Source organism: Bradyrhizobium sp. 44 (genome assembly GCF_023073095.1).
GTDB lineage: Bacteria > Pseudomonadota > Alphaproteobacteria > Rhizobiales > Xanthobacteraceae > Bradyrhizobium.
In genome coordinates, this window is sequence record NZ_JADPIY010000016.1 from 1,105,381 (window position 1) to 1,120,281 (window position 14,901).

A 14,901-nucleotide genomic window follows, 5' to 3' on the forward strand; every position below is an offset into this window, starting at 1 on the left:
GTCGCACGCGTTGCGCACGCGTCTGGAGAAATTCTAACGCAGTTCCTATCGCACTCCGAAATCGCCTGCGTTAGGGCGAGGCATCAAAAACGATACCGGCGAAGCCGGCAGTGCGTGGGGCCTCGACGTGACCGACTTCCAACTTGCTTCGCGTTCCGACACGCGTCGTCGACAGATACAGACTCTCTTCCTCGGAGCGGCCAGCACATTTGCTCTCGTCGTACCCTTCTGTGCCGTGGAGGCGCAGACGCAGATTCCCGCCGTCACCGTCGAAGCCCCGGCCCAGCGCGCCCGGCCTGCGGCGGTCGCATCAACGCGACGCTCAGGGGCGACACGCACCGCACGCGCCAATCGTCGCTCTCCGGCGCAGCAAGTCGCGCCAACCCAATCGGCATCCTCGAACGGTGCCACGGGTGAACGCGCCAATGGTCCGGTGCGCGGTTTCGTTGCGACGCGCAGCGGCACCGCGACCAAGACGGATACGCCGCTGATCGAAACCCCGCAGTCCGTCTCGGTCGTCACGACCGACCAGGTCAGGAACCAGGGTGCGGTCTCGATCGGCGAGGCGTTGCGCTACACCGCGGGTGTCAGCGGCGACGTCAATGGCGGCTCGGATACCCGTTTCGGCGCCCTCCAGATCCGCGGCTTCGATACCACCATGTCGGGCCTCTACGTCGACGGATTGCGGATTCCCTCCAGCAATTACGTGCACTTCAACGGCCTCGATCCCTACGGCGCAGAGCGCCTCGAGGTCCTGAAGGGCCCATCCTCGGCCATGTATGGCGGCAGCGGCACCGGCGGCATCCTCAACTACGTGACCAAGCTGCCGACGGCGCAGCAATTCGGCGAGGTCTCGATCTCCGGCGGTAGCTTCAACCGTTATCAGGGCCAGTTCGACATGGGCGGTCCCGCCAACAGGGACGGCACCGTGCTGTGGCGCCTGACGGGCGTGGTGCGCGACGGCGAGACCCAGGTCGACTTCACCAAGGACAACCGCGTCTTCATCGCGCCCGCCGTCACGTTCAAGCCGAACGAGGACACCACCATCACGATTCTCGCGAACTACCAGCGCGAGCGGGCAGGGTGGGGCCTTCAGTTCCTGCCGGCCTCGGGCACGGTGTGGCCGAACAACGGCCGCACCATACCGGTCTCGTTCTTCGCGGGCGTGCCGAGCTTCAACGCGTTCAACACCGAGATCGCGACCGCCGGCTACCAGCTCTCGCACAATTTCACCGACAACATCACGTTCCGTCAGAATTTGCGCTATGCCTATCAGCACAACGAGGAGAAGGTGTTTTTCGGCGGAGGCTATACCGACGAGGCCGCGGGACAGCTCGCGCGTTTCGGCAGCTACAGCAACTCCTACATCAACTCCTTCGCGGTGGACAATCAGCTCCAGGGCAAGTTCACGACCGGCTTCCTCAGCCACACCACGCTGGTCGGGATCGACTATCGCAACACCACATTCCGCGACACAGCCTTTGGCGTCACCACGTCCGCGCCCGAGATCAACGTCTTCAACCCGGTCTACAGCTACGACTGGACCATGGGCGCCATGAGCGACGACACCGGCGTCAAGCAGTCGCAAGTCGGCCTCTACGCGCAGGACCAGATCAAGCTCGGCCGGTTCTCGTTCCAGCTCAGTGGCCGCCAGGATTTCGTGACGACGCAGGTAGACAGCGGAATCTTTAATACGTCCGTCGCGAAGGATGCATCGGCTTTCACCGGCCGCGCCGCATTGATGTACAATTTCGACAACGGCATCGCGCCTTATTTCAGCTATTCGGAATCGTTCCTGCCGGTGCTCGCCACCGGTCCGAGCGGACAGCTGCTCAATCCCGAGACCGGCGTGCAGTACGAGGTGGGCGTCAAGTATCAGCCGATCGGCTGGAACGCGCTGTTCACCTTCGCCGCCTTCGACCTGACGCGCGACAACGTCGTCACCTTTGCGCCTCCGCTCAACATTGCCGAACAGACCGGGCAAGTGAAATCGCGCGGCCTTGAGCTCGAAGGCACGATGTCGCTCGCCGACGGCTGGAACCTGCGCGCGGCCTACGCCTATGTCGATGCAATGGTGACGCAGGATCCCGTCAATGTCGGCAAGGCGCCGGTCACCGTGCCGCTCAACCGCGCCTCGCTGTGGAACGACTACACGCTTCAGACCGGGCCGCTCGCGGGGCTGCAGCTCGGTGGCGGCCTCCGCTATGTCGGCGCGACCTGGGGCGATGACGCCAACACGTTCAAGGTCGGATCCGCGACCGTGCTGGACGCGCTGCTCGCCTACACCAGGGACAATTGGCGGCTGTCGCTGAACGTCACCAACCTCGCCGACACCCGCTATGTCGCCGCCTGCTACAGCCTGTCGGGCTGCTTCTATGCGGAGGGACGCAAGGCCATCGGCAAGCTGACGTATCGGTGGTGAGTTCGAATGAGGACAGGCCGTGATGGCGGCCGGGCCCGCTTGATGAGAGAAGACGATGAGAGCGATATTCGGCAAGCTGCATCGCTGGGCGGGACTGCTGACGGCCGGCTTCCTGTTCTTCTCCGGCATCACCGGGGCGATCATCTCCTGGGATCACGAGATCGACGAGGTCCTGAACAGCCATCTGTTCGACGTCAGCAGCAAAGGCCCGGCCATTCCCTCGATCGATCTCGCCAAGATGATCGAGCAGCGCGATCCCCGCGCGCGCGTGGTCTACCTGTTCATGACGCCGGAGGCGGGCCACTCGCTGTGGTTCTTCGTCATGCCCAGGATCGATCCCGCGACCGGCAAGCGTTACGCGCTCGACTACAATCAGATCTTCCTCGATCCCAACACCGGCGCGGAGCTCGGCCGGCGCTATTGGGGCGCGGTGTGGCCGGTGACGCGAGAGAACTTCGTCTCGTTTCTCTACAAGCTGCACTACACGATGCACATCCCGGAATTCTGGGGCAGCGACCGCTGGGGCATGCGCCTGCTCGGAATCATCGCCATCATCTGGACCATCGATTGCTTCGTCGGCTTCTACCTGACGCTGCCCTCGCGCCGGCGCGCCAAGGCGGCACGGGCGCCCCAGGTCACGCGCCAGCTCGAACGCGGCTTCTGGGCGCGCTGGGCGCCGGCGTGGACCATCAAAACCTCGGGCAGCGCCTACCGGATCAATTTCGACCTCCATCGCGCTTTCAGCCTGTGGACCTGGGGCCTCCTGTTCATCATCGCCTTCACGGCGTTCTCGCTGAACCTCTATTTCGAGGTGTTCTCGCCGCTGATGAAGATGGTGTCGAATTACACGCCGACACCCTATGAGCAGCGGCCATATCGCGATCTCGACGATCCCATCGAGCCTAAGGTCGGCTTCGCCGACATCGCCGCGCGCGCGGCGGCCGACGGCAAGGGGCGAGGGTGGACCGTCCCGGTCGGCTCAGTCAATTACGGCCCGGCCCACGGCGTCTATGCCGCCGCCTTCTTCCATCCGGGCGACGATCACGGCGCCGGCGGCGTCGGCCCGGCGCAGCTCTATTACGACAGCGAGGACAGTCGTCCGATTGGCGAACGGCTGCCCTGGGTCGGCACCGCCGCCGACATCTTCGTGCAGGCGCAATTCCCATTGCATTCAGGCCGCATCGTGGGACTGTTCGGCCGCATCCTGATCTCGATCATGGGGCTGGTGGTGGCAGCACTCTCGGTTACCGGAATCGTGATCTGGTGGCGCAAGCGCCGCGCCCGTATCCGCGTCCGCGAGACAGCGGCGATGCGCCCGAGCCGGCAGCAACTGACGCCGGCGGAGTAGGGCTCCTGGCCGCTCGCGGATGAACCTTCCCGCACGGCACCGGCACAAAGACTGGAGATCAGACCCAGCCCTGTCGGAAATCACATGAGATCGCTCGCCTTGCTCTGCCTGCTCGTTTTCGCCACGCCCGCACATGCGGCTGGCCCGGAGCAGCATTATCTCGACCTGCGCGATCGTTACATCGCAAAGTTCTCGAAAGCCACGGAAAACGACGAAACCTATAAGCAGCACGATGCGGCGCTCAAGGAGTTGACTGGCGGCCTGCGCGGCCTGGTGGGCCCTGTCACCATTAAGGGACTGCCGGCAGACGGCAAGACCAACGCCGACACGCTCTTCAAGGGCGACTCCGGCTTCGGCCATCTCGACGGCCTCGGCTTCACGTCCGAAGGCGACAAGATGCAGGCCGTCGTGACCACCACCGCGCTGCTCAAGCATTGGCTGCGCGAGCACCGCGAGGACGGGATGCCGCAAGAGATCGGCGCGGCATTCAAGTCGGACCGCTTCTACTATCAAGCCATCCAGGACTCCGCCTTCGCCAAATATGCCGAGCTGCCGATCACGAAGCCCGCGGGAGCAAGCGCTGCGGTCGCTGTACTGGGCGTGCGCGGCAATGGCGATTTGAAGGGACCGCCGCATGAAATCGACGTCGTCGCAATCCAGGGCGACAAGGTCTTCTTTCTCGCCGCAAGCGACGCGGTGAAGACGGCTGAGATCCCGGCCTGCGAAAAGGTCTGGAAGCAGATGATTGCCAAACCCATCGACAAGAAAGACCCCCGCGGCGACATCACCCGCGAAGACAACGCGATGACCGCGTACACGGCGTGCTTCGCCAGGGAAGCGCCAAGCCAGAGCTGGTATGCGACGGCGGTCAAGAAAGCGCAGAGCCAGTTGGAGTTGCTGCCGCTGCGCTAAGGCGATCATCCAGTTACCTGCCGGGGGCTGCAGCGTTGTGCGGCGCCATGGCTCGAGAATGCTCAATCGGAAATTGCAGCTCGTCCTGCAGGCGCAACCGAGGCGGATCAGCGCGATGTTGCCAAGTCCGCATCGACGAGCTCGTCGGCAACAGGGTGCTCGGATTCGGCCGCGCTCATGGAACTCGTTCGCGACGAGGGGGTTGCACTGCGGTTGGAACCGAACGGGTAGCACAGTTGAATCGCCGACAATTCCTGGAAGCCTCGGCATTGACGCCCTTGGCAACACTACTGCCAGGCGCACTCTCTGCGGCATCGGCGGCGGAGTTGCCGTTTGGCCCCTCTTATGTCCGCGAGCTTGCCCGCAACTTGGCGAGTAAGCCCTTTGAGCCACCAGATGAAAAGGTCCCGGACGCGCTCAAGGATCTCACCTACGATCAGTACCGGTCAATTCGCTTTCTGCCGGAGCGCGCGGCTTGGCGCAGCGAGAAGCTGCCCTTCGAGGTCCAGTTTTTCCACCGCGGCTTTTTCTACAAGAACAAGGTCGACATTTACGAGGTCTCCGGCGGACGAGCCGTACCGATCAGGTACCGGCGCGACGATTTTGCATTCGGCGACAATATCGGCCAAGTAGCGGACGCCGATCTCGGATTTGCCGGGTTTCGCATTCACACTCCGATCAATCGCCCCGACTATTACGACGAGGTTTGCGCGTTTCTCGGCGCCAGCTACTTCCGTGCCGTTGCCAAAGGCGAGACCTACGGCCTCTCCGCGCGCGGCCTGACGATCGATACCGGCGAGAGCAAGGGGGAGGAATTTCCCTTCTTCAAGGCCTTCTGGCTGGAGAAGCCCGCGCCGGGTGCCACATCTGTCGTGGTACACGCGCTGCTTGACAGCAAGAGCGCTACGGCAAGCTATCGCTTCACGATCAGGCCCGGCGCTCCGACGGTCTTCGACGTGGAGATGTCGCTCTATCCGCGGATCGAGCTGCAGCATGCCGGCCTGGCGCCCATGACGAGCATGTTCTTTTTCGGTCCGAACGACCGACACGATGTCGACGATTTCCGCCCTGCGGTGCACGACTCCGATGGGCTCGCCGTGTTCAACGGAAAGGGCGAGCAACTCTGGCGTCCTCTCAACAATCCGCGCGATCTGCAGGCCAGCACATTCAATGACCTCAATCCTCGCGGCTTCGGCCTGATGCAGCGGGAGAGAAACTTCTTTGCCTACGAGGACATCGAATCGCGCTTTGAGCGTCGCCCGAGCCTCTGGGTCGAACCGATCGGAGACTGGGGAGAGGGCAGTGTGGTCCTCTTTGAGATCCCGACCAAGGAGGAAGTTCACGACAACATCGCCGCCTTCTGGCGCCCGAAAACAGCTCTCCAGGCCAAGAGCGAAAACAATTACACCTATCGTCTGCACTGGGGTGCGGACGCGCCGAAGCCCAATTCACTGGCCCGGTTCACCCGCACAGGCGTTGGCGCCCGGGGCGACGACAGCAAATTGTTCGTGCTCGAGCTGCTCGGTGACAAGCTGAAGGAGGTCGATCCTGACAAGGTGAGGGGCGCCGTCAGCGCCGACAAATCCGAGATCAAGAACGTCGTCACACAGCCAAACCCGGAAACCGGCGGCTGGCGCCTGAGTTTTCAATGCGCCGCGAAGGACGCGCCTATCGAGTTGAGGGCGGTCTTGATGCAGGGCGACCAACCGATCTCCGAAGTCTGGGTTTACCGATGGGCGCCCTGACGCCGTCGCCCGCGCTTTCGCCTGAGCTTGGCATTCGGTATCTTCCCGACGAAACGCCTCTCCCGATGCTGCCCTGCCGATTGGACGGGACAAATCGTGCCTATCCGGCGCGACTGCGGACCACCCCTGCCGTTGCAGCGCGGCGCCTGTTCATTCTTGGCGGAACGGTCGCGATCACCGCTGCGGGCGCTGTTGAGATGTACGACGTTCTCAAGGTGGGTGGCGTCACGGTCCTCGAAGGCATGGTGTTCGGGCTGTTTCTCGTGCTGCTCGCCTGGATCGCGTTTTCGTTCGTGTCTTCAGTCGCCGGTTTTTTTGTGCTCCTGCGGGGCCGACCGGATGTGCTGCCAATTAACAGCCACGGTCCGTTGCCCGGGATCACCGGCCGAACGGCGATGCTGTTGCCGACCTATAACGAGGATCAGCACCATCTCATGGCGCGACTCCGCGCCATGTACGAGTCGGTCGGCGAGACCGGACAGGCCCCGTTGTTCGATTGGTTTCTGCTCAGTGACACCACAGATCCGGACATCTGGATTGCCGAGGAGCTTGCGTTTCTGGAACTGCAGCGCAACTGCGGTTCGGGCCATCTCTACTACCGTCACCGATCCGACAACACCGCCCGAAAGTCCGGGAACATCGCCGAATGGGTGAGGCGGTTCGGTGGCGCCTACGACTACATGATCATTCTCGACGCGGACAGCCTGATGAGCGGAGAGACCATCGTTCGGCTGGTGGGCGCGATGGAAGCAAACCCGCAGGCCGCGCTGATTCAAACGCTTCCGATCGTCGTCAATGCGCGAACCCTGATTAGCCGGCTTCAGCAGTTCTCGGGTCGTTTGTACGGTCCGCTGATCGCGGCCGGGAACGCCTGGTGGCACGCCTCAGAGGGCAACTACTGGGGACATAATGCCATCATCCGGGTGCAGGCTTTTGCGCAAGAGGCGGGCTTGCCCGAATTGCGCGGGAGGAAGCCTTTCGGCGGCCACATCCTCAGCCACGATTTTGTCGAAGCCGCGCTGATGCGGCGGGCGGGGTGGGGGATTTTCATGGCTCCAGGCCTCGGTGGGAGTTTCGAGGAGGTGCCCCCGTCGCTGCTGGATTTCGCGGCGCGGGACCGCCGCTGGTGTCAGGGCAATCTCCAGCATCTTGCCGTTCTGCCGGCTCGAGGCCTGCACTGGGTCTCCAGGCTTCACCTGCTGACCGGCATCGGCTCCTATCTCACCGCGCCCCTGTGGCTGCTGTTTCTATTGCTCGGAATCCTGATCTCCTTGCAGGCCTATTTCGTCAAGCCGGAGTACTTTCCAAAGGGCTTTTCGTTGTTTCCAACCTGGCCCGCACAGGATCCCGTGCTCGCCGCCTGGGTCTTTGCCGCGACAATGGGGCTGCTCATCGTGCCCAAATTGCTGGCCTACCTCGTTTTGCTCACCAGGCGTGCGGAACGGCAGGCATTCGGCGGCGGATTTCGCGTGCTGCTGGCGGTGGTCGCCGAGAGCCTGCTTGCCGCCTTGATCGCCCCATCCATGATGATCTTTCAATCCACCGCCGTTGCGGAGATCCTGCTGGGTCGTGACGCGGGCTGGCAAGTTCAACGGCGAAGCGATGGCAGGATCACGCGCGATGAAGTCTATCGCAAGTTCACGGTGCCGACCCTATGCGGTCTGGCAATGGCGGCAAGCGCCTACGCCGTGTCGCTTCCGCTGCTGCTCTGGATGTCGCCAGTCATCATCGGCCTCGTTTGCGCCATTCCGATCGGTCTCGTCACGTCGACGGCGCCGCGAATGGCGCACCTGTTTGCGACCCCCGAGGACAATCGCGCGCCGGCGCTGTTGCAGAGGGCGAGAGAGCTTGCCAGCCAGGCTCGGATCCAGGCACATGGAGCTCTGCTCGAACTTCGACAGAACCCCGCGTTGCTGGGACCGCACATGCAGTCCCTCGAAACGCCGCCTCGCAAATCGGGCCAAATCGACATAGATCTCGCGATCGGCCGGGCCAAGATCGAGCAGAGCGACGACTTCGAGGAAGTCGTCAGCAGCCTCAGCGCACGCGAGACCCTTGCCGTGCTGAAGCACCGAAATGCCCTCGAGCAAGTCATGCGAATGCCGAGAGCTACTGCTTCCGCGGAAGTCTAGGTCATGGCAGTGTAGGTGAGGGCGCTGACCACCCAGGGGTGCTCGGGCAGAGGGCGAATGTCTGCCGTAAGCGCCGTGTGTGGTCCCAGCCTACAGCGCACTGCCCCCCAGATTCCATCCACGACCGCCCTCGCCAAAGATCTCGTAGCCCGTCGCCGTCACCGCGACCGTGTCCTCGAGCTTGATGAACCCGCGCTTCGGATGCTTCATCGTGGTCTCGATCGACACCACCATGCCTGTTTCGAGCGGCAGGCGAGCGTCGGTGTCATCGTAGGGGATTGGGCCTTTGGCGGTCAGGCGAGGGGCCTCATGGCTGACGAGGCCCATGCCGTGGGCCAAAAACTCCGTGCAGTCACGCTGGCTGATCTTCGCGAGCTGCCGCTCGGCCGCGACGTAGATGTCACCGCCCATAGCGCCGGGCCGCACCGCCGCGAAGGCGGCGCGCTGGACGGCTTCGATCTCGGCCAGGCACTCCTTCAGCTCGGTATCGGGATCGCCGAGCACGGCCATGCGCGCGAGATCGCCGATATAGCCGTGATAATTGCCGCCGGAATCGAGCGACAGCACGTCACCTTGCTCCCAGCGCTGCGTCGATGGCGCCCGGTTGTGGCTGTTGCCGCAGGCCAGCAGGCAGTATTCGAAGGTCAGCCCACGATTGGCCTCGGCGATCCGCAAAGCGTCCGACAATTGCTGCTTGGTCGTTCCAGGCCCGTGCCCGGCGATCACCTCCAGCATCGAGGCGATGACGAGCTCGGAGGCCGTCTTGAGTTTCGCCAGCTCGTCGGCCGACTTCACCGCGCGCAGCCGCTCCAGCACCAGCAGTGCCTCCTTGAGCTCGGCGCCGGGCAGGGCATCGGCAAGCGCCCGGCCCGCATCCATCGGCAGGAACGCCATCTCGACCCCGACCCGCTTCAAGGGCACGCCGGCATCCCGGATCAGGCTTACGGCCCGCGTGATCGCATCGACCGAGCCGTTGGACTCGGTCCGGACCTGCGCAATCCATGGCGGCGCGACAGCGCGCTGATGGGTCTCCAGCCGGTGCCCGACATAGACCGCGTGCTCCGGCGCGCCCTTGGGATAGATCAGGACCGGCAGATAGCGGCTGACGCCCAGCGCATCCATGTAGTCGAAGAAGATCGCGCGCTCGGCACCGAGCATGTACTGCACATTATGCTTGGAGGTCGCGACCAGGACGTCGAGGCCGGCGGCTTCCATCAGACGATCGAGCTTGGCCGCATCGAATGGAATTGCGCGCGACCGATCTGCGCGGGCGACGTTCTCCTGCATGACGAACCTCCAATGCTGCCGTGGGCATCAACCGCTGCGTCGGTTTGCCCGGGGCTTGTTTGGCGGCAAGTGTGAGCCGAGAGAGGGCTTCTGAGTAGGTGCGGAATGATCTGGCTGATCTGCACGGCTATATCCATGATTCGCATAAGGTATATTATGGAATATATTTATATATAATCAGATCAGTTATTTAGCCAGAATTCCTCTCATCGGACCTTCGTTCCTCGTTCTCTTCCGGGCCGGCCCGTCGCACGTCGCCCGACTTTCGACGGCTACTGTGCATGGGGTTGTTTTTCGGTTTTTGAATCCGGCCCATGCCTCCGAAAGCCGATATTGCCGTGAGGATGTCCGGCTGCAATAAGCGAAGCTTGCGAGATCGCAGATGACCTTCTGACCTTCCGTCCGTATAGATTTGCATCTCAGAACAACAACAAACTTTCCGAGGAAGCAGACCCATGAGCTTTTCCCGCCGCACGCTTCTCAAGGCCTCCGCCGCCACCGCGGTCCTGGGCGGCCTCAGTGCGCCCCATGTGGCCCGCGCCCAGAGCGCCGAGTTCACCTACAAATACGCCAACAACCTGCCGGACACCCATCCGCTGAACGTGCGCGCCAAGGAGATGGCGGCGGCGATCAAGGCCGAGACAGGCGGCAAGTTCGACCTCCAGATCTTCCCGAACAACCAGCTCGGGTCCGACACCGACATGCTGAGCCAGATCCGGTCCGGCGGCGTCGAGTTTTTCACGCTGTCGGGGCTGATCCTGTCGACCCTGGTGCCCGCGGCCTCCATCAACGGCATCGGCTTCGCGTTCCCGGACTACGGCACGGTCTGGAAGGCCATGGACGGCGATCTCGGCGCCTTCGTCCGCGGCGAGATCAAGAAGGCCGGGCTCGAGGTCATGGACAAGATCTGGGACAACGGCTTCCGCCAGACCACGTCGTCGAGCAAGCCGATCACCGGTCCGGACGATCTCAAGGGCTTCAAGATCCGCGTGCCGGTGTCGCCGCTGTGGACCTCGATGTTCAAGGCGTTCGATGCGGCGCCCGCCTCGATCAATTTCGCCGAGGTCTATTCCGCGCTGCAGACCAGAATCGTCGAGGGCCAGGAGAACCCGCTGGCGATCATCTCGACCGCCAAGCTCTACGAAGTGCAGAAATACTGCTCGCTGACCAACCACATGTGGGACGGCTTCTGGTTCCTGGCCAACCGCAAGGCCTGGAGCAGCCTGCCCGAGGATGTGCGCACCATCGTCGCCAAGAACATCAATGCCGCAGCGCTCAAGGAACGTGAGGATACCGCCAAGCTCAATGCCAACCTGCAGCAGGAGCTCGCGGGCAAGGGCCTGACCTTCAACCAGCCCGCAGTCGCGCCGTTCCGCGACAAGCTGCGGTCCGCCGGCTTCTATGCCGAGTGGAAAGGTAAATACGGCGATCAGGCCTGGGACCTGCTGGAAAAGGCGGTCGGCAAGCTGTCGTAACGCGTTGGAGCCGTCATGGCTCATATCGAGGTCGAAGTGAACGGAGTGGCGGGTGAGGCGACTGTTCGGTCCCCTCGCCGACCTTCGTTGCTGGCCTCGACGGAGCGCGCACTCGGGCTCCTCGTCGAAATCCCGGCGGCCATTTTGGTGGTCGCCGAGATCGCGATCCTGTTTGCCGGCGTGGTCGCACGCTACGGGCTGCACAGGCCGCTGATCTGGTCGGACGAGCTTGCCTCGATCCTGTTCCTGTGGCTCGCCATGCTGGGCGCGGCGGTCGCGTTCCGCCGCTCCGAGCACATGCGCATGACCGCGGTTGTCGCCAGCACCAGGCCGGCCACGCGGGCCTGGCTCGATCTGGTCGCGACCTGCGCGGCGCTGGCCTTCCTGGCGCTGATCGTCTGGCCGTCCTGGGACTACGCCTACGAGGAAAGCTTCATCACCACGCCGGCGCTGCAGATCTCCAATATGTGGCGCGCCGCGGCGCTGCCGGCCGGAATCTGCCTGATGGCGGTGTTCGCGCTGTTGCGGCTGCTGCGCGCAGCCGATTACCGCATGGTGCTGACGGCCGCAGTCGCCGTTGCCGTCGTCGTCGGCTTGTTCTGGCTGGCGCAGCCTTATCTGCGGCCGCTCGGCAATCTCAACCTCGTCATCTTCTTCGTCGGCGTCGCTGGCTTCTGCGTCTTTGCCGGTGTTCCCATCGCGTTCGGCTTCGGGCTCGCGATCTTCGGCTATCTGGCACTGACCACGCGCACGCCGGTGATGGTGCTGGTCGGGCGGATGGACGAGGGCATGAGCCACCTCATTTTGCTCTCGGTGCCGCTGTTCGTATTTTTGGGGCTCCTGATCGAAATGACCGGCATGGCACGGGCCATGGTGGCGTTCCTGGCGAGCCTGCTTGGCCATGTCCGCGGCGGGCTGCATTACGTCCTGGTCGGCGCGATGTATCTGGTCTCCGGCATCTCCGGCGCCAAGGCCGCCGACATGGCGGCGGTCGCGCCCGTGCTGTTCCCGGAGATGAAGCAGCGCGGCGCCAAGCCCGGCGACCTCGTCGCGCTTCTTGCCGCCACCGGCGCGCAGACCGAAACCATTCCGCCGAGCCTCGTGCTGATCACGATCGGATCGGTCACGGGCGTCTCGATCGCCGCTTTGTTCACCGGCGGCCTGCTGCCCGGGGTGGTGCTGGCGATCACGCTGTGCATGCTGGTGTGGTGGCGCTACCGCCACGAGGACATGAGCCATGTCCGTCGCGCCACAGGCGGCGAGATCGGCAAGACCTTTATCATCGCCCTGCCCGCGCTCGCGCTGCCCTTCGTGATCCGCTACGCCGTGGTCGAAGGCATCGCGACTGCCACCGAAGTCTCCACCATCGGCATCGTCTATGGCGCCCTGGTCGGACTCCTGGTCTACCGCCGCTTCGACTGGCGGCGGCTGTTTCCCATGCTGGTCGAAACCGCCGCGCTGTCGGGCGCGATCCTGCTGATCATCGGCACGGCCACCGGCATGGCCTGGGGCCTGACGCAATCAGGCTTCTCGCGCGCGCTGGCGTCGGCCATGACCGGACTGCCGGGCGGCGCGGCGACCTTCATCGCCGTCTCGATCCTGGCTTTCACCATCCTTGGCAGCGTGCTGGAGGGCATCCCGGCGATCGTGCTGTTCGGGCCGCTGTTGTTTCCGATTGCGCGTGCGGTCGGCGTGCACGAGGTGCACTATGCCATGGTGATCATTCTCGCCATGGGTATCGGGCTATTCGCCCCGCCCTTCGGGGTCGGCTATTATGCCGCCTGCGCCATCGGACGCGTCGATCCGGCCGAAGGCATCAGGCCGATCTGGGGTTATCTGCTGGCGCTGCTGGTAGGATTGATCGTCGTCGCCGTGTTTCCGTGGATCTCCATCGGATTCCTGTAAGCCGGCGCGTGAGGAAGGTGTCGATGAGCGAGCGGCAGAACCAGTACAATATCGGTCTCGACAAGACGCCCGCCAACTACGTGCCGCTGAGCCCGTTGAGCTTCCTTGCGCGCAGCGCCGCGGTCTATCCCGATCACGTTAGCACAGTCTACGAGGGGCGCAGCTTCACCTGGCGCGAGACCCATGAGCGCTGCAAGCGCGTTGCTTCGTATCTTGCCGGCAAGGGCATCGGCGTCGGCGACACCGTCGCGGCGATGCTGCCGAACATTCCGGCGATGAACGAGGTGCATTTCGCCGTACCCATGACGGGTGCCGTGCTCAACGCCCTGAACATCCGGCTCGATGCGCCTTCGATCGCATTTCAGCTCGACCATGGCGGCGCAAGGATCATTCTGGTCGACCCGGAGTTTTCCGGCGTGATCACCGATGCGCTCACGCAGATGAGTGGTCCAAAACCGTTCGTGATCGACGTCGACGACGCCGCCTTCAAGGGCGGCAGGCGCATCGGCGAGATCGAGTACGAGACCGCCGTCGCGCAGGGCGATCCTGACTTCACCGCCATCCCGCCGAAGGACGAATGGGATGCGATCGCGCTGAGCTACACTTCTGGCACCACGGGAAATCCCAAGGGCGTCGTGACCCATCATCGCGGCGCCTATCTGAATGCCGTCAGCAACATCCTCGCGGGCCAACTCGGCCAGCATCCGGTCTATCTCTGGACGCTGCCGATGTTCCACTGCAACGGCTGGTGCTTCCCCTGGACCATTGCGGCGGCCGCCGGCATCAATGTCTGCCTGCGCAAGGTCGAGCCGACCAAGATTTTCGAGCTGATCAAGCAGCACGGCGTCACCCACATGTGCGGCGCGCCGATCGTCTACAACACGCTGATCAACGCGCCCGATGCACCGAGGAACGGCACTGCCCGCCGAGTCGTCGGGCTGATCGCCGGTGCCGCGCCGCCGGTCGCGGTGCTCGAGGGCGCCGAGAGCATTGGGATCAAGCTGACGCACGTCTACGGCCTGACCGAGGTCTACGGTCCCGCCTCCGTCTGCGCCGAGCAGCCAGGCTGGGATGATCTGCCCGCAGCCGAGCGCGCCAGCTTGAAGCGGCGGCAGGGCGTGCCCTACCCGCTCGAGGAAGGCGTCACCGTCATCGATCCCCAGACCATGAGGCAGGTGCCGCGCGACGGCGAGACCATCGGCGAAGTCATGTTCCGCGGCAACATCGTGATGAAGGGCTACCTCAAGAACGACAAGGCGACGAAGGAAGCCTTCGAAGGAGGCTGGTTTCACACCGGAGATCTCGGCGTGCTCGACGCGCACGGCTACGTCATCATCAAGGATCGCTCCAAGGACATCATCATCTCCGGCGGCGAGAACATTTCCTCTGTCGAGGTCGAGGACATCCTTTACAAGCACCCCGCTGTGCTGTTCGCCGCCGTGGTCGCAAAGCCCGATCCGAAATGGGGCGAAGTGCCCTGCGCCTTCGTCGAGCTGAAGGACGGCGCCAGCGCGAGCGAAGCCGACATCATCGCCTTCTGCCGCTCGCATATGAGCGGCTTCAAGACGCCAAAGGCCGTCGTGTTCGGGCCGATCCCGAAAACGTCGACGGGCAAGATCCAGAAATTCCTGCTGCGCAACGAAGCGGGATCGGCGAAGGCGATCTCGGCCTGAGC

Annotated in this window: 9 protein-coding genes; 8 read left to right on the top strand and 1 reads right to left on the bottom strand. The window is 63.7% G+C overall.

Annotated features, from left to right (window positions below; genetic code table 11):
- The first annotated feature begins 433 nt into the window (after positions 1-433).
- The 5 genes from IVB41_RS21860 (at position 434) to mdoH (ending at position 8,559) form a co-directional block, all read left to right on the top strand.
- Positions 434-2,422, top strand: coding sequence for a TonB-dependent siderophore receptor (locus IVB41_RS21860; protein ID WP_247434679.1), 1,989 nt, complete (start codon positions 434-436; stop codon positions 2,420-2,422).
- A 55-nt stretch (positions 2,423-2,477) separates the two neighbouring features.
- Positions 2,478-3,770 carry a siderophore utilization protein FsrB gene (gene fsrB, locus IVB41_RS21865; protein WP_247434683.1) on the top strand — a complete coding sequence of 431 codons (1,293 nt, stop codon included), beginning with the start codon at positions 2,478-2,480 and terminating at the stop codon, positions 3,768-3,770.
- A gap of 84 nt (positions 3,771-3,854) precedes the next feature.
- Positions 3,855-4,682 (top strand): hypothetical protein, encoded by an 828-nt coding sequence (locus tag IVB41_RS21870; RefSeq protein WP_247434686.1) that lies wholly within the window; start codon positions 3,855-3,857, stop codon positions 4,680-4,682.
- 290 nt (positions 4,683-4,972) lie between these two features.
- The gene (locus tag IVB41_RS21875; RefSeq protein ID WP_407062493.1) at positions 4,973-6,427 is read left to right on the top strand and encodes a glucan biosynthesis protein G; all 1,455 of its coding nucleotides are present in this window, start codon (positions 4,973-4,975) and stop codon (positions 6,425-6,427) included.
- Positions 6,415-8,559, top strand: a complete 2,145-nt coding sequence (mdoH, locus tag IVB41_RS21880) for a glucans biosynthesis glucosyltransferase MdoH (protein ID WP_247434692.1) — start codon at positions 6,415-6,417, stop codon at positions 8,557-8,559. Before IVB41_RS21875 ends, mdoH begins: the two co-directional genes overlap by 13 nt.
- 90 nt (positions 8,560-8,649) lie before the next feature.
- Here the strand turns inward: mdoH and IVB41_RS21885 are convergent, their stop codons facing one another.
- Entirely contained in the window at positions 8,650-9,846 is a 1,197-nt protein-coding gene (locus tag IVB41_RS21885; RefSeq protein ID WP_247434694.1) for a Xaa-Pro peptidase family protein, read from the bottom strand.
- Positions 9,847-10,301: 455 nt separating this feature from the next.
- Between IVB41_RS21885 and IVB41_RS21890 the strand changes: the two genes are divergently transcribed.
- From IVB41_RS21890 to IVB41_RS21900, 3 genes are read left to right on the top strand one after another with little or no spacing between them, the layout of a single operon-like run.
- Entirely contained in the window at positions 10,302-11,321 is a 1,020-nt protein-coding gene (locus IVB41_RS21890) for a TRAP transporter substrate-binding protein (protein ID WP_027517958.1), read from the top strand.
- 15 nt (positions 11,322-11,336) lie between these two features.
- Positions 11,337-13,226, top strand: a complete 1,890-nt coding sequence (locus IVB41_RS21895; protein ID WP_027566941.1) for a TRAP transporter large permease subunit — start codon at positions 11,337-11,339, stop codon at positions 13,224-13,226.
- Positions 13,227-13,249: 23 nt separating this feature from the next.
- A complete protein-coding gene (locus IVB41_RS21900; RefSeq protein WP_247434698.1) occupies positions 13,250-14,899 on the top strand; it encodes an acyl-CoA synthetase in 1,650 nt (549 codons plus the stop codon).
- Positions 14,900-14,901: the final 2 nt, after the last annotated feature.

Coding starts and splice junctions, on each gene's coding strand:
- fsrB (WP_247434683.1), top strand. CDS start 2,478: ATGAGAGCGATATTCGGCAAGCTGCATCGCTGGGCGGGACTGCTGACG.
- IVB41_RS21870 (WP_247434686.1), top strand. CDS start 3,855: ATGAGATCGCTCGCCTTGCTCTGCCTGCTCGTTTTCGCCACGCCCGCA.
- mdoH (WP_247434692.1), top strand. CDS start 6,415: ATGGGCGCCCTGACGCCGTCGCCCGCGCTTTCGCCTGAGCTTGGCATT.
- IVB41_RS21885 (WP_247434694.1), bottom strand. CDS start 9,846: ATGCAGGAGAACGTCGCCCGCGCAGATCGGTCGCGCGCAATTCCATTC.
- IVB41_RS21890 (WP_027517958.1), top strand. CDS start 10,302: ATGAGCTTTTCCCGCCGCACGCTTCTCAAGGCCTCCGCCGCCACCGCG.
- IVB41_RS21895 (WP_027566941.1), top strand. CDS start 11,337: ATGGCTCATATCGAGGTCGAAGTGAACGGAGTGGCGGGTGAGGCGACT.
- IVB41_RS21900 (WP_247434698.1), top strand. CDS start 13,250: ATGAGCGAGCGGCAGAACCAGTACAATATCGGTCTCGACAAGACGCCC.